Below are 20,496 nucleotides of genomic sequence, written 5' to 3' on the forward strand. Positions count from 1 at the left end.
CCGGTCCGCCGAAGTTCGCATCAACAAAGGGGGGTGCGAAGGCGGCAGGCTGACTATCGCCAGCCTCAAGTCGGGGGGGCGTCGCCGCCTTCGCAAAGGTGAAACGAGGTTTCGCGCCAACGGTTCCCGCGGTGCGTGATTTTTTCGCGGACGGCCGCTGAGCAGAAAAGCCGGGGCTAAATCGGGGAACGCCGGTGAGCGGAACACGTTGAAGATCCAGGCGGACATGCGGTCCGCCGGGGCAGGGAGCAACGTCGTGATCCGGACCTATCAAGCCGAGCATGGCGGTATGGTTTTTGTTTCGACGCTCACCCAGCGTCAGAAAAGGATGCGCTCGCGGATCATGGCGATGGTCGTGATCGCGGCGATCGGGGCCTCCGCCGGGACGGTGCAGGCCTTCAACGCTCGCGACCGCGCGGACGCCGCCCGAACCTGGACGCCATAAGGAGGTAGGACATCATGCCCGCCGACATTCATCACGACGTCGCGCCCGAAACCCGCGGCCCTCGCCTGAACGCCACCCGCGCCCGCCAAGGCCGCTGGGGCCGTCACATTTTCTGGGTGCTGGTGATTTCCACCGTGCTCGCCGCCCTGGCCCTGTTCGGCGCCTGGTCCTTCCGCGCCCGCGATCTCGCCACGGTCGAGGTGAATAACGGCGCCAAGACCCCCGCCGAGGGTCAGCGCTATGACACCCAGCAGTCGCCGGCGCGTCAGAAGCCTTAAGGCGCGGACATTCCGTGAAATTGAAGGGCGGCCTCGAAAGGGGCCGTCTTTTTGTTTGCCTTGGAAGCGGGTTCGCCCAACGAAAAACGGCCCCCCTTCCGGAGGGCCGTTTCTCGGGTGATTCGAAGAAACCCTGATCAGGCCGCCTTGGCGGTCCGACGAGGGTGGAAGAAGAGCGCCTGGCCGATCGCCGCCTTCACCGTTTCCGGCTGGAAGGGCTTGGTGATCAGGAAGGTGGGTTCCGGGCGCTCGCCGGTCAGCAGGCGCTCGGGGAACGCGGTGATGAAGATCACCGGCACGTCCATGCGGCCCAGGATGTCCTTGACCGCGTCGATGCCCGACGAACCGTCGGCCAGCTGGATGTCGGCCAGGACGAGGCCGGGGGTGCGGCGGGCGACCGCCTCGAGCGCTTCGCCGCGGGTGGCGGCGATGTCGGTGACCTGGTGGCCGAGTTCCTTGACCAAGGCCTCGATGTCGGCGGCGATGACCGGCTCGTCCTCGATGATCAGGACGTCGGTGGCCAGTTCGGCGTCGATCTCGGCCTGGGCGTCGGAGATCAGACGTTCGACCTCGCCGAAGTCGCAATCCAGGATCTGGGAGGCTTCCGACGGCGTGAAGCCCTCCAGCGCGGTGAGCAGGAAGGCCTGCCGCGAACGGGGCGCGATGCGCATGAGACGCTGCGCGGCGTCGTCGCCGGCGGTCAGGCCTTCATCGCGGCGGGCTTCCAGCTGGGCGCCGGAGCTGAGCCAGATGGCGTGAAACACGCGATACAGCGCCACGCGTGGCGACAGATCGCCATCCAGCGACCGCTCGCCGGCGGCCAGCGCCTCGAGCGCCACGCGGACGTAATGATCGCCGGTGGACTGATCGCCGGTAAGGGCGCGGGCGTAGCGGCGGATATAAGGCAGATGCGGCGCCAGCCGAGCTAGAAGACTCATGACCCCTCCCGATGCGGTGTCTTCGAAAACATACCAACGAACGGCAAAGCTAGGCCGTTCCGTCGATGGTCGATAACGCCTCCCCCAACTGAGCGGTTCCGTCCGTTGAGGATATTTGACATCTTAAGCTCAAGCTTATGGAACCGGGCACGGAAAACCACGTTGTCGTCTGGCGGAAAGACATTCGGCCAAAGGGGGCGGACGCCGATGCAAATGCACTTCGGTGTCGAGGACATGATCGAACACGTACCCATGGAAGACAAACGCAAGAGCGCCGCGGCGCTGGATGAAGCCCGTCTGCGCCAGCAGGCCATCGGCGTGAAGCTGCGTCAGATGTTCGATGAGGTCGTCAACGAGGCTGTGCCTGACGAATTCCTCGAAATCCTCCGCAGGGCCGAGCCTCCGAAGGGAGAGCGCTGAGCATGAGCGAACCGCAAGTCGGCCGCTCGCCGCCCGACCCCGTCCGTGACAACCAGTTCAAACGCGAACTGGTCACCCTGATTCCGCATCTGCGCGCCTTCGCCCGCACCCTGACCGGCGACCCGACCGCGGCCGACGACCTGGCGCAGGACGCCATGATGAAGGCCTGGGACGCGCGGGCCAGCTTCCAGCTGGGCACCAACATGAAGGCCTGGACCTTCATGATCCTGCGGAACCAGTTCTATTCTGAAAAACGTCGCAGCTGGCGCCAGAGCCAGCTTGACCAGGAAGCCGCCGAGCGGACCCTGGTGGCGGTCGATGACCCCGAGGCGCCCGTCGCCCTGGACGAACTGCGTCTGGGCCTGGGCATGCTTCCGGCCGAGCAGCGCGAAGCCCTGATCCTGGTCGGGGCCGGCGGCTTCGCCTACGAAGAAGCCGCCGAGATCTGCGGATGCGCCGTCGGCACCGTCAAGAGCCGGGTCAGCCGCGCGCGTCGCGCGTTGCAGGCCATCCTCGAAGCGGGGGCCTATGATCGTGACGGCGCATCGGCGGGTGACGCCATGCATGCGATCCTCGCCGACGCGGAGCGGTTGAGCTCCCTGCGGTGAAGACCTTCGCCGGCCGCGCCGGGCAGGCCGTAACCTCCATCCGAGTCCGCCTGGCCTTCGCGCTGTGCGTGGCTCTGCTGCCCGTGCTGATCATCGGCGGCGCGCAGTCGATCTTCGCCTTTCGGGCGGAAGCCGATTCGCGCCGTCAGAGCCTTGAGCTTGCCGCGGGGCAGAGCGCCGCCAATGCGCGCGCCCGCATCGAGGCCGCCGGCGTGCTGCTGCAGACCCTGGGTCCCGGCTCGGTCGGGCTGGAATGCGCTCAACGACTGGCCGACGTCCGCGCCCGCCTGCCGGGCTACGCCAATCTGATCCGCTTCGACTCGCGCGGCCGCGTGGCCTGCGCGGCCGCCACCACCCCGTTCGACACCGAGCGGGAGCAAAGGCCCTGGTTCCAGGAGTTACGCGACGGCGCGAGCATGGTCGTGGCCTCGGATCCGGGCGCGGTCTACGCCAACGAGCCGGCGGTGCTGGCCGCCATCCGCGCCGGCGCGCCCGACAAATTCGAAGGCGCCATGGCCGCCGTCCTGAACCTGCGAGACCTGAAGGTCGGCACGGTCAACCGCTTCATGCCCGACGGCGCCGAGGTGGCCCTGGCCGATTCGAACGGAGCGATCTTCGCCGCCACCGACCCTTCAGCCTTCTCGACGCCGCCGCGCGGCTGGCGCGAGCGCGCGGCCAAGAGCGGCGCGGCGATCTGGAGCCACGAGGACGCGGCGCATCACGAGCGCACCTATTCGGCCGCGCCCCTGGTCAATGACGATGTCTTCGTCGTGCTGTCGGCCCCCGCGCCGGGCCTGGTGTCCTGGGCGTGGATCAACCCGATATCGCGCCTGCTGCTGCCTTTGCTGGCCTTCTTCCTGGCCCTGGGCGCGGTGCTGATCGTCGCCGAGCGAGAGGTGATTCGCTGGATCGTCTACCTGCAGCGCGTGGCGGCGATCTATGCCCGCGGCCGCTTCACCGTCCGGCCGCTTCAGGCCGAGCGCGCCCCCCCCGAAATCCGCGAACTGGCCGCCACCCTCGACGCCATGGCGGGCGGCATCGTCGCCCGCGACGCCTCTCTGCTGGACAGCCTGGCCGACAAGGACGCGCTGATGCGCGAGATCCATCACCGGGTGAAGAACAACCTGCAGATCATCACCTCGCTGCTGAACATGCAGCAGCGGGCGCTGGCCGATCCGGCGGCCAAGGCGGCGATGAACGACACTCGCCAGCGGATCACCGCTCTGGCCCAGATCTATCGCGCCCTCTACCAGGGACCGGACCTCAAGCGCGTGGACCTGCGGCCGTTCCTGGAAGAACTGACCGCTCAGCTGCTGGCCAACGACATGTCCACCTCGTCGCTGGTGAGGACCGAGGTCCACGCCGATCCACTGGTCATCGACCCCGACCGCCTTGCCCCCATCGCCCTGTTCGCCGTCGAGGCCATCACCAACGCCCAGAAACACGCCTTCGGTCCGAACGGCGGCATGCTGGCGGTGGGCTTCCATGTGCGCGGCGAAGAGGCCGAACTCTCTATCAGCGACGATGGTCCGGGCGCGCCCGACAGCGTCGGCGGCGGGGTCGGTCGCACCTTGATGACCGCCTTCGCCCGTCAGCTGCGTGGAAAGGTGGCGTTCGAAAGCCACACCCCGCGCGGATTGACGGTGCGCCTCACCTTCCCGACGCCCCAGGCGGTGATTCACGCAACCTAGGCCGGAACCGAGCTTCGCCGCTGACGTTCTTGAGGGGCAATCGTTTCAACGCCCCTTTTCCATCCCCTCGGGGGCGAACATCGGAGAAGACCATGCGTAAGCTCGTGATTATCGCCGCCGCCCTCGCGTCCCTGTCGGTCGCGGCCTGCAACACCGTCGAAGGCGCGGGCAAGGACGTCTCGTCGGCCGGCAAGGCGGTCAGCGACACGGCCAAGGACGCCAAGTAAGTCGTCCTATCTGATCTAGAGAAGGGCCCGCCGGTCTCGCCGGCGGGCCCTTTTCGTTTGAGGCCGCGTCACGTCAAAGTATTGCACGCGCGCAACCTTAGGCGGTCCGGACGATATCCGGCTGCAAGATAGCCAAGCGAGGCTTGAGCCCTGATCGAGGGGACCGAGGCGCGCTTGCCGTCAAACACCAAGACCGTCTTCGTGCACAGCGGCTGGCGCTGCTCCAGCACCTATGTGTGGACCCGGTTCCGGGCGCTGTCCGGTGTGCGCGCCTACTACGAGCCCTGGCACGAGCAGCTGGCGCGACTGACTGTCGACACCATCGACGTCGAGACTCCCGACAACAGCGGCCTGCGCCATCCGGGCGGGACGCAGCCATACTTGCGGGAATTCGAGGTCGTTCTCGACCCGGCCGGCGGGGTGCGCCGTTTCGAACCCGGCTTCGCGCTGGACCGTTTCTGGATCGAGCCCGAGACCAGCGACCTGGCCCAGCAGGCCTATGTCGAGGCGCTGGTCGGCGCGGCGCGGGCGCGGGGCGAAACGCCGGTCCTGGCCTGCTGTCGCACCCTGGGCCGCGTGGGATGGCTGAAGCGCCGGTTCGGCGGCTTCCACGTCGCGCTGATCCGCGATCCGGTGCAGCAGTGGTTGTCGTTCTATTCGCTGCGCAGGCGGCCCCGGCCGACCTATTTCGAGCTCTGCCACTATGTGCTGCTGTCCGAGATGGCCGGCTGCGCCGAGGTCTCGCGCACCCTGCTGGGTCGTGATTTCGACGGGGCTGGACCGCTCGAGGCGCGCATCGCCGAAGTCCGCCGGCGCCTGAAGCGCGCGCCGGCCAGCATCTCGTTCCAGGCATTCCTGGCGGTGTGGCTGCGCTCTTACCTCAAGGCCTTGCCGGAAGCCGACCTGGTGGTCGATGTGGACCGCCTGGCCCGCGACCGGGCCTATGCGCGTCGGATCGAGGCGGCGATCGAGGTCGGCTGTGGCCTCAAGCCCGACTTCTCCGACTGCCGCGCCCCGGCGCCGCACGGCATCGCCCCGCCGGTCGAATGGCGCAAGGCCGCGCGAGAGGTGGTCGACCTGATGGACCTGCACGACGCGATCGTCGGTCCCGACGCGCCGCCGATCCTGTTTCGCAAGCTCGCGCCGGCCTTCGCGGCGGTGACGCCGGGGCCGGTGGGCGGGATGACCAAGCTGGGAGAGGCCTTGGGCGGCCTGATGGGCGGGGCGGCGGTCGCCCGCGCGCCGGCCAAGGCTTATGCGGCGGCGGCGACCCGCACCGATGGATCGCGCAGATAGATCCCCGTTCCGCCCGGCGCCGCGGTCAGCACGTCGTCGAACTCCGAGGCGTCGTCTTCCGGATCCAGCACCAGCACGCCGTCGGCCGGCAGCAGGCTGACCAGGGCCTGGACCACCGTGGCCCGCAGCGAGGCGTCCATGTTCCGCAGCACGCCGCGCAGCAGGATCACGTCGAAGCGACCCATGACCGACAGGTCGGAGAGCAGGTTGATCCGCTTCCAGCGCACCATCTGGCGGATGCGCGGCGAGATCGCCCAGGTGTCGTCCTGGTTCTCGAAATACTTGACCAGCATCCTGATCGGCAGGCCGCGCTGGACCTCGAACTGGGTGTAGATGCCGGCCTGGGCCTTCTCCAGCGACCGTTCCGAGAGGTCGGAGCCGAAGAACTCGAACCGCGTCCCGGCCGCCAGGCCGGAGGCTTCATTGGCGGCGATGGCCAGCGAGTAGACCTCCTGGCCCGTGGCGCAGGCCGCGCTCCAGATGCGGATCGGCGTGTCGGGGCGACGCCGTGACAGGGCGGGCAGGACCTCGTCGCGCAACTGGGCGAAGGCCTCGCGGCCGCGGAAGAAGGTGGTGTCGCTGCGGCACAGGGCCTCGACCACGGCCCAGATCAGCCGGTCCTCGCGCTTGGCGCGCAGGGCCGCGAGCAGCGCCTCGATCGAATCGTAGCCCTCGCGCCGCGCCAGGGGCGAGAGGCGGCTCTCCACGAGGTAGGGCTTTTCGGTCTCGACCCGCACGCCGGCGCGGGCGCGGCCCAGAGCCGCCAGCAGGTCCATGTCTTCGGGCGTCACAGCAGGCCGGCCTCGGCGAACTTCGCCTCGATGATGTCGCCGTCGAACGGCTTCATGATGTATTCGTCCGCCCCGGCCTCGATGGCGGCGCGGATGTGGTCGGGACTGTTCTCGACCGTGCAGAAGACGACCTTGGGCGCGGTTCCGCCGGGCTCCCCGCGCAGCTGGCGCAGGAAGTCGAGGCCGTTCATCACCGGCATGTTCCAGTCGAGCAGCACCGCGTCGGGCATGGCCGCGCGGCACCACGCCAGGGCCTCCATGCCATCGGCGGCCTCGGCGATCTCGAAGCCGATGTCCTCGAGGACTCGGCGAGCGACCTTGCGGATCACCCGGCTGTCGTCGACCACCAGACAGGTCTTCACGGCATGCTCCAATTCAGGGCGCCATCGTGCGAGCGGTCTGGTTAAGGAGCGGTTTGCCTAAACCCGGATCGGGGCGCGGCAAATGTAACTTTTATGGCGGAGCTTGGGCCTGCCGCCGCCTACGCCGGAACCCAGGCGGCTATGCTGGCGCGCTCCTCGCCCAGTTCGACCGCGATCTGGCCGCCGGCCGCGCGGACCAGGGCGTTCAGATAGGCCGCCTGAACCCACGGACCGCCCAGGCCCTCGGCCAGCGGCTCGCCCTTCAGGCCGGCCAGGACCTCCGGACGCAGGCGGGCGCGGGGACCCACTGAGTCGGCGATGATCGAGAAGCGGCCGTCGGCGGCGACGCCCTTGACCGTGGCCACGCCGCCGGCGGGCAGGGCGCTGGCGGCGATCTGGGCGATGTTGAGGATGGCGCGCGACGAAGGCTTGTTCATCGCCTGCGGCTCGATCTGCCAGTCCAGGGTTGGCCGGACGTGGGCGAAGACACCCTGGGCCAGCTTTTCCAGCTCGCGCGAGTCGAAGTTCTCGGCCGAGGCCGAGGCGCCGAACGCCACGCGGGTGAACTGCAGCAGGTCGGCCAGCTTGCGGGCCGACGAGGCGATCAGGCCCATGGCGTCGTCGCGCATGTCCTGGGCGGACGGATCGTCCAGCAGATCCAGGCCCGAGACGATGGCGCTGGCCGGGCTGATGAAGTCATGGCACAGGCGCGCGGCCAGCATGGCGGCGAAGTCTGGGCCTTGGACATCCGCTTCGGAGGGCGCGGCGGCCGGGGTCGCAAGGGGGGTTTCGGGGACGATGTCGGTCATGGCGGCGGACTCTGCCGTGATTTGAGGCTTTGGCAAACCGGGGCCGCCGCTCTAAACGAAACCCGTGGTCGATCCGTTTCTAGAGCCCGGCGTCTTGGTGCGCCATCCCGGCCAGCCCGATTGGGGCCTGGGGCAGGTTCAGTCCGTGATCGGACACCGCGTGACCGTCAATTTCGAAGAGGCCGGCAAGCAGACCATCGACGCCAACCGCGTGCGTCTGGTCTTCGTCGGCGACGACCCTCGGGGATAAGAATGACTGAGAACCTGGCGGACTGGGGCCGCGCCCTGGCCAAGATCACCGAAGAGGCCGCGGTGGTCATCCTGCCGTTCTGGCGCACCGAGCTGGCCGTGGTCCAGAAGGCCGACGAGAGCCCGGTCACCGAGGCCGACCGCGCCGGCGAGCGCCTGATCCTGCAGCGCCTGGCCGAACTCTATCCCGATGTGACGGTGATCTCGGAGGAGCACGCCAGCGAGTTCGGCACGCCGGACGCCGTGGGGCCGCGCTTCTTCCTGGTCGATCCGGTCGACGGCACCAAGGCCTTCGTGCGCGGCGATCCCAACTTCACGGTCAATATCGGCCTGATCGACAACGGCGTCCCGGTCGCCGGCGCCGTCTGCGCCCCGGCCACCGGCGAGGTCTGGTTCACGACGGCCCAGGGCGCGGCCAAGCGTGCGAACCCGGACGCCGTCGAGACGCCGGCCCGCGTCCGTCCTTGGCCCGCGGGCGAGGCTTTGGGTCTCGTCAGCCACACCATGCGCGAGGAGAAGGCCGCCGAACTGGCCGCTCAGTACGGTTTCGACCTGCGCACGCCGATGGATAGCTCGATCAAGATGTGCCGCATCGCCGAGGGCTCGGCCGACATCTACCCCCGCCATGGCCCGACCTCGGAGTGGGACACCGCCGCCGCCCACGCGGTGGTGGTCGCGGCCGGGGGGACCTTTACCCAACCCGATGGCTCGCCATTCCTCTATGGCAAGGCGGATCAGGGCTTCCGAAACGGCTGGTTCGTGGTGCGCGGCGGGCCAGCGGCTTAGGGAACGTCTTCCGTCACCGCCTCGGCCGGAGTCGTCATGATCGTCCCGGCCGAGGCCGCCACAATGGCGGCGATGGCCAGCCATTGGGTCGCCGCCAGGTGCTCGCGCAGGATGACCAGTCCCGCCAGCGCTCCCGCTGCCGGCTCCAGGCTCAGCATGACGCCGAAGCCGCGCTTGGGGATGGCGCGCAGGGCGATCATCTCCAGAGAATAAGGAATGGCGCTGGACATCACCGCCGCCACCAGGCCCAGGCCGATCAGCTTGGGTTGAAGGAGCGAAGCGCCGGCCGAGGCGACGCCGATCGGCACGACGATCAGGGCCGCGGCCGTCATGCCCAGCGCCACCGAGCGCCCGGCGTGCAGGTGGCCGGTCCGCTTGCCCAGGATGATGTAGAGCGCCCACATCACCGCCGCGACGCAGGCGAAGCCGACCCCGACGGGATCCAGCGGCTTGGCGCCGGGATCGATCGGCAACAGCAGGGCCAGGCCCAGCACGGCCAGGCCGATCCAGACGAAATGGATCAGCTTGCGCGAGCTGGCGACGGACACCGCCAGGGGGCCGATGAACTCGATGGCCACCGCCACGCCCAGCGGCACCGTGCGGATGGCCATGTAGAAGCTGAGGTTCAGCACGCCCATCACCGCGCCGTACAGCGCGACCCGGCCCAGATCGGCGCGCGAGATCGGATGCCTCCAGGGCCGCCATACGAGCATCAGGATCAGGGCCGCGAAGCCGACCCGATAGGCGCTGGTCCCCTGCGCGCCGACGATCGGAAACAGACCCTTGGCCAGCGACGTCCCGACACACAGCGTGACGATCGCCCCGATCAGGGCCGCATAGGGCAGGAGCAGGGGACGGGCGGCGGGCATCGGCCGCTTTTAGGGGGCGCGGTCGGCAGGCGCTAGCGCTGCCGGATCCAATCTTCGCTCGCATGGCGCACGCGCTGGATAAGGATATCCCGGCCGTCGAGCCGATAGATGATGATGGGGCTTCGATAGGGATGGACGCGCGATAGAGCCTTCAGTTCGGTGCGTTCCCCCGCCGCGAACGGGAAATCCGACAGGAAATTGAAGATTTGCTCCAGGCCTTCATGATAGCGCTCGGCTTGGTCGACTCCGAACATCTCCACGCCTGTCACGTAGATCTGGGTGACGTCGTCCTCGGCCTTGAGGCTAAGCCTATAGGCCATGCCGCCCGCCGGCCTTTTGGCGCGCCGCGGTCAGGATTTCGCTCATCGACTTGGTGCTGACGCCGCCAGCCTCGGCTTCGTCGATAAGCCGCTGCATGGTCGCGATCTTGTCGGCCCGTTCCTGGTCTCGGCGGATCAAGTCGCGCACATAGTCGCTGGCGTTGCTGTAGCGACCGGTCTCGGCCTGTTCTTCAACCCACAGCTTCATGGCGTCGGGAAGAGATACGTTCATCGTCGCCATGGCTCACCTCCGGGGTGAGAATGGCATTCCTTGCCAAAGATTGCCATTCGAAATGGGCGCGAGCGAAGGCGCTAGGCGGCCAGGCCGCCTAGCGCCAGTCATCGTTACTTCTTCACCCAGCCGCCATCCAGCGGCTTCCAGTATTGGCCCGGCGCCAGGCGGCTGTAGAGCTGCTTGGCGGTAGCCTGGCCGGCGGCTTCGGCGGTCACGCCGGTCTTGGCGGCGATGTCCTTGTAGGCGGCGGCGCGGCCGGTGTTGATCTCGGCCACCGAGGCGCGCAGGGACGCGTCGCCGCCGGACACGATGCCCAGATAGCCGTCGGCTTGTTCGCCGACCGTGCCAGCGGCCTTGGCGGCGTCGACCTCGGCCTTGGCGGCGGCGGATTGGGCCATGGCCAGGTTGGCGCCAGCGGCGGTCATCGCCAGGCCCAGGGCCAGAACCGTCATCGTCTTGCGGATCATGTCGGCTCTCCTTCTTAGAACAGGTTGGGGTTTTGCTGGATCAGCGACTGGACTTCCTTGTCCAGCCGCACGCGCACGTCGGCGTCCAGCTTGGCGTAGATATTGATCGGGTCGACCTTCACGCGGACGGTGGGCGTGCAGGCGGCCGCGCCGAGCGCTCCCGTCGCGGCGAGGGCTAGCAAGAGGGCGCGCGTCTTCATGCGTGAAGTCTCCAGTTCGTATTCAGCTTGGCGGGTCAAGGTTGAACCGCACCTGAACGGGGTTGGGCCGGCTTCGAGAAGGCGAGCTTCCAGGCGTTGAGAAGCTCGTCGAAGTTCAGCGACGTGTCGAGGGTCAGATCGACCGGCGTCTTGGCCGGCAGGGCGATGCGCTTGTCGAAGGCGCGGCCGCGCAGCAGGTCCAGGATCCCGACGCGCGCCTTCTCGGCGACCTTGGGATCGTGCTGTCCCTTGATGTGGAAGAGCACGCTGAGGCGGCCATTGTCAGTGCTGTTCACCCCGGCCTCCAGCTGGTCGAAGGCCAGGTTCTCCATCGCCTGATAGGCGAAGTCCTGGATGGCGTTGACCTGGGCCGGGGCCGGCGGCGGCGCGCCTGGACTATCGGCGGGGCTGGCCGCGACCCCGGTCAGGGCCGCGCGCGACAGCTCGACCCGACCCGGCTGGATGGCGGTGATCTTGCCCTCGTGGAAGCGCAGGCCCTCGGGGCCGAAGGTGAAGGGCAGGCGGCCGTCGACCACGGCCTGGACCTTGACCTTCTCGGCCAGGGACGAGGCGGCGATGACTTCGCCCAGGTCGAGGTGCTCGATGACGATGGTCCCGCTGATGGTCTTGTCCAGGCCCAGGGGTACGTCGATCGGCTCGATCGAGATCCGGCCCTTGGCGGCCTCGAACGTGGCCTTCGAGACCTTCAGGCTGTCGGCGGTCAGCTGGAACACCGACTCCACGGCGGTCAGCGGCACGATCGAGTCGATCTTGACGATCTTCAGGGTCTGGCCCGGGGCGGTGGTCAGGGGCGTCAGGCTGTTGAACTCGACGGCGCCGTCCAGCGTGGCCACGAAGCCGATCGGGCTGGTGAAGTCGATCCGGTTGGCGACGAGGCGGCCGCGGCTGGTCGCGTCCCGGGCCGTCCAGGCGAACACGCCGGTAAAGCTGGCCGGGCCTTGCGCGTCGGTGGCGAAGGCGGCCATCGGCGACAGGTCGACCGGTTGCAGGCCGCCCTTGGCGAAGGCCAGTTTCGAGGCGTCGATATCGGCCTGACCGACGCCGGTCGCCACCACGTGGCGCAGGCGGATTTCGCCCAGCGGCGCGCCTACCGGCGTGGTGGCCTGGAAGCTTCCGCTCCACAGACCGCCGGACAGGCCTAGTCGCCCCTTGGCGAGGACCGGGTTGAAGCGGCGCTCGGGCGCGGCGTCGGTGACGGCGGCGCTGGCGACCTGGACGCTGGCGCGCTCGAACCCGTGAACGCCGCCTAGCGTCGCCTCGCCCTTGACGCCCCCCAGCTTTGCCTGGGCGATGGCCAGTTCGCCCTCGGCGTCTTCGAAGCGCAGGGCGGCGCTCCAGCCGTTGGCGCCGGCGGTGACCAGCGGAGCCTTGGCCGGGCACAGCCTAGCCTTGATCGCGGTGATCGGGCTGTCGCCCAGGGCGTAGGCCTTGGCGGTGATCGGCGCGCATTTGGGCATGGCGAGCGTGAAGCGGCCGTCGGCGATCCGCGCCTGACCGGCGATGAGGCCCGTGACGCCCTGGATCGGCGGCAGGTCGAAATCCTCGGCGGCGATGGTCAGCGGCGAGGCCATGACCCCGCCGGACGCGCGCCAGTCGCTGGCCGTGATCCGCACGGTCGGCAGGCGCCCGCCCGACAACGAGGCCCGCAGCGCGCCGCCCGTGCCGCCCGGGCCGGCGTTCAGCAGCAGGCCCCCATTCTTGCCAGAGGGGAGCGCGGCGGCGGTCAGGACCACGCCGTTGGGCGCGGACAGGCGCGCCTCGCGAGGCAGGGTGACCTTGGTGCGCCCGCCGCTGATCTCCAGGCCGACGGCGGGCAAGGCCAGGTCGAAGGTCCGCAGGGCCTGGCTCAGCGGCTTGCCGTAGTCCGGGTTGGGGATCAGGGCCGCCAGACGCTCGGCGTCGGGGCCGGAGATGGCGCTGCGGCCGCTGGCCGAACCGTTCAGGGTCAGGAACAGGCCTTTGGCGCTCTGGTCGATGCGGCCGCTCGCATCTAGGCGCGCCGCAGCCAGGGCCAGCGCGCCCGAGGCCAGCCGGTCGGCCCCGGCATCGATCTTCAGCGGGCCGTTGATGCTGGCGCCGTTCGCGTCGGCGATCAGGCCCAGAGAGTCGGAGGTCGCGCGAGCGTGCAGAGCGCGGACGGCGGTTCCGGCCGCCACCGCCTCGCCGGCCCGCAGCTCGGCGCTCGTGGTTCCGCGCAAGGTCAGGCGACCATCCTGCCGGCCGCCGGCGATGCGGGAGAGGTCCAGGGCCAGGCTGGCGTCGCGGGCGTCCAGCGACGGAGCCGACAGGCGCTCGCCGCGCAGGGCCGCTCGGCCTCGACCCAGGAAGGCGAAGCTGTCCAGTCCGCCGTCCAGGCGTCCGGTCAGGGAGAGGTCGCCGGTCACGACCTGGCCTTGGACGTCGCCGAAGCGGCCGTCCTCGGCGCGCAGGATCAGCCGCGCTTCCAGCGGGCCGCTGGCCGTCATCTTCGCCAGGTCGGGATAGGGCAGGTCGGCGGTCAGCTTGGCGGTGGTCTCGCTCAGGTCGGCGGCCGGCGCTTCCAGGCTGTCGATGGCCATGGAGACGTCGATCGTCAGCCGGTCGCCGCGCTTGCGGGCCGAGACGGTCGCGCCCTTGGCGTCGATGGCGAGGTCGCGGACGGCGTAGCGCAGGGGCGCCAGGCGGCCGTCGAAGCGCAGCAACTGACCGTCGTCCAGGCTGGCGTCGCCGGTGAGCCGGGCGCGGCCGCCGGGGGTGACGAGATCGATCCGCGCGTCCTCGACCAGCACGGCCGGGCCCGGGACGTTCGGCGTCTTCGGTGACTTCAAGACGTCGTCGATCAGCGGCTGCAGGGCGCCGAAACGGACCTGGCCCTTGTCGTCGATACTGGCCAGCACGCGCGGGCGAACCAGGCGCACGGCCTTGGTCTGGATGCCGAACTTCTCGCCGGTCCAGGGCGCGGAGAGGTCGTAGGCGACCTCCAGCCGGTCGGCGGCGAAGATCGGGTTGTCGCGCGAACCCAGGCGGACCTTGCCGGTGAAGCCGGTGGCGTCCAGGTCGTCGAGCTCGACGGCGGCATCGATGCCGTGGTCGCGCAGCCAGGCCTCGGCCAGTTCGCGGCTGATCTCGCGCCGGCCCGACCAGACGAGCAGTCCGGTGGCGATCAAGGCCAGCATCGACAGCGATACGGCTTCCAGGCCCAGATCGGCCAGGCGTTCGCGGCGTGTCGGGTGCTTGGGTTCGGAGGGGGTCGCGGGGTCGGCCATCAGGTCCTTGGCAGTCCAGATCCTTGAGAAAAGCCCCCCGGCCAAGCTTGGATCCCTATTTCGAGAAACCTAGCACGTCCTGCATGTCGTACAGGCCCGGCGATTTGCCCCTGACCCACACGGCGGCGGCGATGGCGCCGCGGGCGAACAGGCCCCGGTCGATGGCCGAGTGCGACAGGGTCAGGCTCTCGGATTCGCCGGCGAAGATCACGCTGTGCTCGCCGATGATGCCGCCGCCGCGCACGACCGAGAAACCGATCGCGCCCTCCTTGCGCGCGCCGGTGACGCCGTCGCGGCCTCGGTCGGCGACCTGGCCAAGGCCGACGTTGCGGCCCTCGGCGGCGGCCTCGCCCAGCATCAGGGCGGTGCCCGACGGCGCGTCGATCTTGCGCTTGTGGTGGGCCTCGTAAACCTCGATGTCCCAATCTTCGGCCGGCAGGGCGGCGGCCGCCTGACGCACCAGGCCCATCAGCATGTTGACGCCCAGCGAGTAGTTGCCCGAGCGGACGATGGCGATCTTCGTGGCGGCGGCGTCGATGCGGGCCAGCTGTTCGTCCGAGAAGCCCGTCGAGCCGATGACCAGCGCAGGTCCGCCTTTCGCGGCGGCCTCCTCGGCCAGCAGCACCGAGGCTTCCGGCAGGGTGAAGTCGATCACCGCCTCGGTGGTCGCAAGCGCCGCCTCGCGCGAGACCAGATCGCCGCCCTCGACGCCGGGGCGCTCGAAGCGCGCGGCCACGGCCGCGTCGGCGCGGCCTTCCAGCGCCTTGGCCACCGCCTGGCCCATGCGGCCGTTGGCGCCGGCGATCGCGATCTTCACGGGCTGGGACAAGTCTGGCTCCAGTACAAAATGTACCTGAGGCAAATCACCCAATCCGCCCCCTCGGGTCAACCTCTCCCGGCGTTCCCAAGCGTCAGCGCGGTTGACGCAAGGCCAATCCCAACAAGCGTTTGCTGGGATTTTCGCGTCCTTCCCCGGTTGTGACGCTCGGCGCCGGTCGCTACGGTGATCGCACATAAGGGCGTGTTCGCATTGATCGGCGCGCCCCTTCTTCGACTTGCGCAGCAGGAATGGGAAACGCCGGATGAGCGACGCGGAACGCAAGACCTTCACGGATGAGGAGGCCTTGGCCTTCCACCGTCACCCCCAGCCGGGCAAGCTGGAGGTGACCCCGACCAAGCCGATGGCGACCCAGCGCGACCTTAGTCTCGCCTATTCGCCCGGCGTCGCCGTGCCGGTCCACGCCATCGCCGCCGATCCGGACATGGCCTACGAATACACATCCAAGGGCAACATGGTCGCCGTGATCAGTAACGGCACCGCCATTCTCGGTCTGGGTGATCTCGGCGCGCTGGCCTCGAAGCCGGTGATGGAAGGCAAGGCCGTCCTCTTCAAGCGCTTCGGCGACGTCGACAGCATCGACATCGAGATCAGCTCCAAGGATCCCGACGAGATCATCACGGTGGTCAAGAACATCGGGATCTCGTTCGGCGGCATCAATCTGGAGGACATCAAGAGCCCCGAGTGCTTCCGCATCGAGACCGAGCTGCAGGACCTGCTCGACATCCCGGTGTTCCACGACGATCAGCACGGCACGGCGATCATCTGCGCCGCCGGCCTGATCAACGCCTGCCACATCACCGGCAAGAAGCTGGAGGACGTGAAGGTGGTGCTGAACGGCCCCGGCGCGGCGGGCATCGCCTCGCTGGAGCTGATCAAGGCCATGGGCGTCCACCCGGCCAACGTCATCGCCGTCGACAGCAAGGGCGTGCTCTACGAGGGCCGCACCGAGGGCATGAACCAGTGGAAGAGCGCTCACGCGGTCAAGACCGACAAGCGCACCCTGGCCGAGGCCGTGGCCGGCGCCGACGTGCTGCTGGGTCTGTCGGCCAAGGGCGCCTTCACGCCCGAGATGATCGCCAGCATGGCGCCCAACCCGGTCATCTTCGCCATGGCCAATCCCGATCCGGAGATCACGCCCGAAGAGGTCCACGCCGTGCGCCCCGACGCGATCATGGGCACCGGCCGCAGCGACTATCCCAACCAGGTCAACAACGTCCTGGGCTTCCCCTACATCTTCCGCGGCGCGCTCGATGTGCGGGCCCGCCGCGTCAATCACGAGATGAAGATCGCCTGCGCGCAAGCGCTGGCCATGCTGGCGCGCGAGGATGTGCCGGACGAGGTCGCCGCCGCCTATCACGGCCGCCAGCTGAAGTTCGGCCCGCAATACATCATCCCCTCGGCCTTCGATCCGCGCCTGATCTGGTACGTGCCGCCGTTCGTCGCCCAGGCGGCGATGGACACCGGCGTGGCCCGCAAGCCGATCGCCGACATGGACGCCTATCGCGCCGGTCTGGCCCAGCGCCTCGACCCGACCGCCGGCTTCCTGCAGAAGATCTCGGGCGCGGTGCTGGCCAATCCCAAGCGCATCGTGTTCGCCGAGGGCGAGGACCCCAGCGTCATCCGCGCCGCCTACGCCTACCAGACCGGCGGCTACGGCAAGGCCATCCTGTGCGGCCGCGAGAACCTGGTGCACGAGAACATGAAGCTGGTCGGCCTCGATCCCGAGACCGTCGGGCTGGAGATCGTCAACGCGCGCCTGTCCGACCGCAATCCGGACTATGTCGACGCGCTCTATCACCGCCTGCAGCGCCAGGGTTACCTGAAGCGCGACGTCCAGCGCCTGATCAACCAGGACCGCAACAGCTTCGCCGCCTCGATGGTCACGCTGGGCGAGGCCGACGGCATGGTCACCGGGGTCACCCGCAGCTTCGACCAGGCCCTGGAAGAGGTGCTGCGCGTCGTCGATCCCGCCCCCGGCGGCCGGATCATGGGCATGTCGGTGGTGCTGGCCAAGGGCCGGACGATCTTCGTGGCCGACACCAACGTCACCGAACTGCCCGAGGCCGAGGAGCTGGTCGAGATCGCCTGCGAGGCCGCCCGCGCGGTCAAGCGCCTGGGCTTCAAGCCGCGCGTCGCCTTCATGAGCTATTCGACCTTCGGCAACCCGATGGGCCTGCGCTCGGAGAAGGTGCGCGAGGCGGTGGCCATGCTCGACGAGATGGACGTCGACTTCGAATATGAGGGCGAGATGCCGCCGGAGCTGGCGCTGGATCCAGAGAAGCGCGCCAACTATCCGTTCATGCGCCTGACCGACAGCGCCAACATCCTGATCATGCCGGCCATCCACGCCGCCTCGATCTCGACCAAGCTGGTGCAGTCGCTGGGCGGGGCCACGGTGATCGGGCCGGTGCTGCTGGGCCTGTCCAAATCGATCCAGATCGCGCCGTTGTCGGCCTCGGTGTCCAAGATCCTGAACATGGCGATGATGGCGGCCTATGACACGCCGGAGGAGGACACGGCCGAGTAAGCTTGGCCTGACAACCTCCGCGACAGGGCGCCGCACGGTCTACCGTCGGCGCCCCGCATACCCATCTTGGTTCTGTCGGCGGCAGTAAGCCGACGCGTAAGCCCTCCGGCCGGCGTCCACCCCTTGCGACGCCGGCCGGCCCTTACGCGAGAGCGCCCCCCGGTCGCGGGAGGGCTCACGGGGATCGAGCCCGCTCTATCCCCGGCGTTGGCGAGATTGAGCCTCACGAAATCAACCGCTTGTCGATTTTATACGCCTCTGAATGATCGGCGTTCAGAACGCCCGCACAATGGCTCCACCTCGTCGCGAGGAAAGGGCGCATGGCCAGCGACCGTTGCGGCGACGGGGGGCGATCGAGCGGGCGCGCTCGTCGGTGCGGGGGAGACTCCGCAACTGCACCATCCCCGAGGTAGTCGACCCTGGAACACAAAAACGACGGTGGATGCAGGCCGAAGAGAGCGACAGGGGAGTCGAAAGGCTCCCGACCGGGACTGGATCTCGCGATCCGGCCCGCCCGTCGGAGGCTTCAAGGGCGTCGAGGCGCGAACAGCGTCGGGGCGCCACGCTTCCGGATAACGACCGCGCGGAGCGTCTGGCTTCGTCGAAACGGTACTTCCTACCCCTACACCGGGCGCGGCCCGGCGCTCCGCATCCCTTTCACCCACTCGCAGCCGCTCGGCGCGAGGGAGATCAGTCACGTTCCCTCCCCCTGGAGGGGGAGGGGCAGGGGTGGGGGTCACTACGGCGTTCGATGCAAGGCAGGGCGGCTGGCTCGGCATCACCCCCATCCCCGACCCTTCCCCATCGAGGGGGAAGGCGGCCTTCATCAGAATCCCTGGGCTTGCCTCTTTCCTTCCCCGCACGTAACTCCTCCGCACCATGAGCATGCCCGCCCTTGGGGCCAAGATCTGCGGACTGTCGACGCCCGAGACGGTGAAGGCCGCCTTAGACGGGGGGGCGGCGTTCCTGGGGTTCGTCTTCTTCGACAAGAGCCCGCGCAACCTCGCGCCCGAGACCGCCGCGCGGCTGGTCGAGCCGGCCAAAAGCGAAATGTGGCGCGGTCGCGGCGTGAAGACGGTCGCCGTCACCGTCGATCCCGACGACGCCCTGATCGAGCGCCTGATGGCCACCATGGGCCCCGACCTGATCCAGGTGCACGGCAAGGAAACGCCCTCGCGGGTCCGCGAGATCGCCGCACGGAGCGGCGTCGGCGTCATCAAGGCCTTCTCGGTGTCATCCTCCGCCGATGTTGACCAGGCGGGCGCTTTCGACAGCGTCGCCGAGCACCTGATGTTCGACGCCAAGCCCGTCGAAGGCTCCGTTTTGCCAGGCGGCACGGGCGCCCGGTTCGACTGGGGGCTGCTGGAAGGCCGACGCTTTTCGCGGCCGCATTTCCTGGCCGGCGGCCTGGATCCGTGGAACGTGGCGGAGGCGATCAAGGTCTCCGGAACCCCGATCGTGGACGTTTCTTCTGGCGTGGAGCGCGGTCCGGGCCTAAAGGACCCGGCTCTGATCACGGCGTTTCTCGACGCCGTCAAACGCGCCCAAGACTGAAAAGCCCAGCTCGGAAGCTCTCGTGAACGCTCCTTCAAAGCCCAACGACTACTCGGCCTATCCCGACGCGGACGGCCGCTTCGGCGGTTTCGGCGGCCGCTATGTGGCCGAGACCCTGATGCCGCTGGTGCTGGACCTGGGCAAGGCCTATGCCGAGGCCAAGGCAGATCCGGCGTTCCAGGCCGAGCTGACCAGCTACAACACCCACTACGCCGGCCGGCCGAGCCCGCTCTATTTCGCCGAGCGGCTCACCGAGCACTTCGGCGGGGCCAAGATCTATTTCAAGCGCGACGAGCTGAACCACACCGGCTCGCACAAGATCAACAACGCCCTGGGCCAGATCCTGCTGGCCATGCGCATGGGCAAGACCCGGATCATCGCCGAGACCGGCGCGGGCCAGCACGGCGTGGCCACCGCTACCGTCTGCGCCCGCTTCGGGCTGCCGTGCGTCGTCTATATGGGCGCCACCGACGTCGAGCGTCAGAAGCCCAACGTCTTCCGCATGAACCTGCTGGGCGCGGAAGTCCGCCCGGTGACTTCGGGCACGGGCACCCTGAAGGACGCCATGAACGAGGCCATGCGCGATTGGGTGACCAACGTGCACGACACCTATTACCTGATCGGCACCGCCGCCGGACCGCACCCCTATCCGGTGATGGTCCGCGACTTCCAGAGCGTGATCGGGACCGAAGCCCGCGAGCAGATCCTGGAAATGGAAGGCCGCCTGCCCGACGCGGTGGTCGCCTGCATCGGCGGCGGCTCCAACGCCATCGGCCTGTTCCATCCGTTCCTGGCCGACGAGGGCGTGCGCCTGATCGGCGTCGAGGCGGCCGGCCACGGCGTCTCCACCGACAAGCACGCCGCCTCGCTGACCGGCGGCCGTCCGGGCGTGCTGCACGGCAACCGCACCTACCTGCTGCAGGACGACGACGGCCAGATCATCGACGCCCACTCGATCTCGGCCGGCCTCGACTATCCGGGCATCGGCCCCGAGCACTCGTTCCTGCACGAGATCGGCCGAGCCGAATATGTCTCGACCACCGACGAGGAGGCCCTGGCGGCCTTCCAGCTGTGCTCGACCCTCGAAGGCATCATTCCGGCCCTGGAACCGGCCCACGCCCTGGCTCGGGTCGGCGAGATCGCCCAGGAGCTGGGCAAGGGCAAGATCGTGGTGATGAATCTCTGCGGTCGCGGCGACAAGGACATCTTCACGGTGGCCGAAGCCTTGGGACGCTCGATTTGATCGGCGATGTTTTTAAGCTCCCTTCCCCCTTGATGGGGGAAGGGTCGGGGATGGGGGTGCTCGCATGGCGTTGG

23 protein-coding genes and 1 pseudogene are annotated in these 20,496 nt (G+C 68.7%); 12 read left to right on the forward strand and 12 right to left on the reverse strand.

Annotated features, from left to right (window positions below; genetic code table 11):
• The first annotated feature begins 208 nt into the window (after positions 1-208).
• Complete coding sequence (locus ACW175_RS25195; RefSeq protein ID WP_492102620.1) at positions 209-445, forward strand: hypothetical protein; 237 nt, start codon at positions 209-211, stop codon at positions 443-445.
• A 14-nt stretch (positions 446-459) separates the two neighbouring features.
• On the forward strand, positions 460-723 hold the full coding sequence (locus ACW175_RS25200) for a hypothetical protein (protein ID WP_492102621.1): 264 nt from the start codon (positions 460-462) through the stop codon (positions 721-723).
• Positions 724-860: 137 nt separating this feature from the next.
• Here the strand turns inward: ACW175_RS25200 and phyR are convergent, their stop codons facing one another.
• A complete protein-coding gene (gene phyR / locus ACW175_RS25205) occupies positions 861-1,661 on the reverse strand; it encodes an anti-anti sigma factor/receiver protein PhyR (RefSeq protein WP_492102622.1) in 801 nt (266 codons plus the stop codon).
• A 234-nt stretch (positions 1,662-1,895) separates the two neighbouring features.
• On the opposite strand from phyR, the gene nepR reads away from it, so the two are divergent.
• The 5 genes from nepR (at position 1,896) to ACW175_RS25230 (ending at position 5,903) form a co-directional block, all read left to right on the forward strand.
• Entirely contained in the window at positions 1,896-2,081 is a 186-nt protein-coding gene (nepR, locus tag ACW175_RS25210) for an anti-sigma T factor NepR (RefSeq protein ID WP_199170696.1), read from the forward strand.
• A gap of 2 nt (positions 2,082-2,083) precedes the next feature.
• On the forward strand, positions 2,084-2,689 hold the full coding sequence (locus tag ACW175_RS25215; RefSeq protein WP_492102623.1) for a sigma-70 family RNA polymerase sigma factor: 606 nt from the start codon (positions 2,084-2,086) through the stop codon (positions 2,687-2,689).
• Positions 2,686-4,380, forward strand: a complete 1,695-nt coding sequence (gene phyK / locus ACW175_RS25220; RefSeq protein ID WP_492102624.1) for a sensor histidine kinase PhyK — start codon at positions 2,686-2,688, stop codon at positions 4,378-4,380. Before ACW175_RS25215 ends, phyK begins: the two co-directional genes overlap by 4 nt.
• A gap of 92 nt (positions 4,381-4,472) precedes the next feature.
• Positions 4,473-4,607 (forward strand): entericidin A/B family lipoprotein, encoded by a 135-nt coding sequence (locus ACW175_RS25225; protein WP_492102625.1) that lies wholly within the window; start codon positions 4,473-4,475, stop codon positions 4,605-4,607.
• Positions 4,608-4,781: 174 nt separating this feature from the next.
• Positions 4,782-5,903 (forward strand): hypothetical protein, encoded by a 1,122-nt coding sequence (locus ACW175_RS25230; protein WP_492102626.1) that lies wholly within the window; start codon positions 4,782-4,784, stop codon positions 5,901-5,903.
• Here ACW175_RS25230 and ACW175_RS25235 read toward each other — a convergent pair.
• From ACW175_RS25235 to chpT, 3 genes are all read right to left on the reverse strand, one after another.
• Complete coding sequence (locus ACW175_RS25235) at positions 5,861-6,694, reverse strand: CheR family methyltransferase (RefSeq protein WP_492102627.1); 834 nt, start codon at positions 6,692-6,694, stop codon at positions 5,861-5,863. The two genes, ACW175_RS25230 and ACW175_RS25235, sit on opposite strands and share 43 nt — an antisense overlap.
• Positions 6,691-7,068, reverse strand: a complete 378-nt coding sequence (locus ACW175_RS25240) for a response regulator (RefSeq protein ID WP_492102628.1) — start codon at positions 7,066-7,068, stop codon at positions 6,691-6,693. Before ACW175_RS25240 ends, ACW175_RS25235 begins: the two co-directional genes overlap by 4 nt.
• A gap of 107 nt (positions 7,069-7,175) precedes the next feature.
• The gene (chpT, locus tag ACW175_RS25245; RefSeq protein ID WP_492102629.1) at positions 7,176-7,865 is read right to left on the reverse strand and encodes a histidine phosphotransferase ChpT; all 690 of its coding nucleotides are present in this window, start codon (positions 7,863-7,865) and stop codon (positions 7,176-7,178) included.
• 64 nt (positions 7,866-7,929) lie between these two features.
• Here chpT and ACW175_RS25250 point away from each other — a divergent pair, with 64 nt between their 5' ends.
• Both ACW175_RS25250 and cysQ read left to right on the forward strand, forming a co-directional pair.
• Complete coding sequence (locus ACW175_RS25250; RefSeq protein ID WP_099575342.1) at positions 7,930-8,115, forward strand: DUF3553 domain-containing protein; 186 nt, start codon at positions 7,930-7,932, stop codon at positions 8,113-8,115.
• 2 nt (positions 8,116-8,117) lie between these two features.
• Complete coding sequence (cysQ, locus tag ACW175_RS25255) at positions 8,118-8,900, forward strand: 3'(2'),5'-bisphosphate nucleotidase CysQ (RefSeq protein ID WP_492102630.1); 783 nt, start codon at positions 8,118-8,120, stop codon at positions 8,898-8,900.
• On the opposite strand, the gene ACW175_RS25260 is transcribed toward cysQ, so the two are convergent.
• The 7 genes from ACW175_RS25260 to dapB all read right to left on the reverse strand — a co-directional run bounded on the left by ACW175_RS25260 (position 8,897) and on the right by dapB (position 15,086).
• The gene (locus tag ACW175_RS25260) at positions 8,897-9,769 is read right to left on the reverse strand and encodes an EamA family transporter (RefSeq protein WP_492102631.1); all 873 of its coding nucleotides are present in this window, start codon (positions 9,767-9,769) and stop codon (positions 8,897-8,899) included. The genes cysQ and ACW175_RS25260 overlap by 4 nt on opposite strands.
• Before the next feature lie 32 nt (positions 9,770-9,801).
• Positions 9,802-10,089 carry a type II toxin-antitoxin system RelE/ParE family toxin gene (locus ACW175_RS25265; protein WP_492102632.1) on the reverse strand — a complete coding sequence of 96 codons (288 nt, stop codon included), beginning with the start codon at positions 10,087-10,089 and terminating at the stop codon, positions 9,802-9,804.
• Positions 10,079-10,330, reverse strand: a complete 252-nt coding sequence (locus ACW175_RS25270; RefSeq protein ID WP_492102633.1) for a type II toxin-antitoxin system ParD family antitoxin — start codon at positions 10,328-10,330, stop codon at positions 10,079-10,081. The genes ACW175_RS25265 and ACW175_RS25270 overlap by 11 nt, the downstream gene beginning before the upstream one ends.
• Positions 10,331-10,434: 104 nt before the next feature.
• Positions 10,435-10,791, reverse strand: a complete 357-nt coding sequence (locus ACW175_RS25275) for a YdbL family probable chaperone protein (protein WP_492102634.1) — start codon at positions 10,789-10,791, stop codon at positions 10,435-10,437.
• Positions 10,792-10,805: 14 nt separating this feature from the next.
• On the reverse strand, positions 10,806-10,991 hold the full coding sequence (locus ACW175_RS25280) for a YnbE family lipoprotein (RefSeq protein ID WP_099575348.1): 186 nt from the start codon (positions 10,989-10,991) through the stop codon (positions 10,806-10,808).
• Between the two features lie 35 nt (positions 10,992-11,026).
• Positions 11,027-14,257 (reverse strand): intermembrane phospholipid transport protein YdbH family protein, encoded by a 3,231-nt coding sequence (locus ACW175_RS25285; protein WP_492102635.1) that lies wholly within the window; start codon positions 14,255-14,257, stop codon positions 11,027-11,029.
• Positions 14,258-14,312: 55 nt separating this feature from the next.
• Positions 14,313-15,086, reverse strand: a complete 774-nt coding sequence (dapB, locus tag ACW175_RS25290) for a 4-hydroxy-tetrahydrodipicolinate reductase (RefSeq protein ID WP_492102636.1) — start codon at positions 15,084-15,086, stop codon at positions 14,313-14,315.
• A 253-nt stretch (positions 15,087-15,339) separates the two neighbouring features.
• Here dapB and ACW175_RS25295 point away from each other — a divergent pair, with 253 nt between their 5' ends.
• A complete protein-coding gene (locus tag ACW175_RS25295) occupies positions 15,340-17,625 on the forward strand; it encodes an NADP-dependent malic enzyme (protein ID WP_492102637.1) in 2,286 nt (761 codons plus the stop codon).
• Positions 17,626-17,898: 273 nt separating this feature from the next.
• On the opposite strand, the pseudogene ACW175_RS25300 reads toward ACW175_RS25295, so the two are convergent.
• Positions 17,899-17,990, reverse strand: a pseudogene (locus tag ACW175_RS25300) (hypothetical protein); the annotation flags it as partial.
• A 514-nt stretch (positions 17,991-18,504) separates the two neighbouring features.
• On the opposite strand from ACW175_RS25300, the gene ACW175_RS25305 reads away from it, so the two are divergent.
• On the forward strand, positions 18,505-19,179 hold the full coding sequence (locus ACW175_RS25305; protein ID WP_492102638.1) for a phosphoribosylanthranilate isomerase: 675 nt from the start codon (positions 18,505-18,507) through the stop codon (positions 19,177-19,179).
• 22 nt (positions 19,180-19,201) lie between these two features.
• Complete coding sequence (gene trpB / locus ACW175_RS25310) at positions 19,202-20,422, forward strand: tryptophan synthase subunit beta (protein WP_492102639.1); 1,221 nt, start codon at positions 19,202-19,204, stop codon at positions 20,420-20,422.
• Positions 20,423-20,496 lie beyond the last annotated feature (74 nt).

This window comes from Caulobacter sp. FV1ye6ST (genome assembly GCF_058681225.1).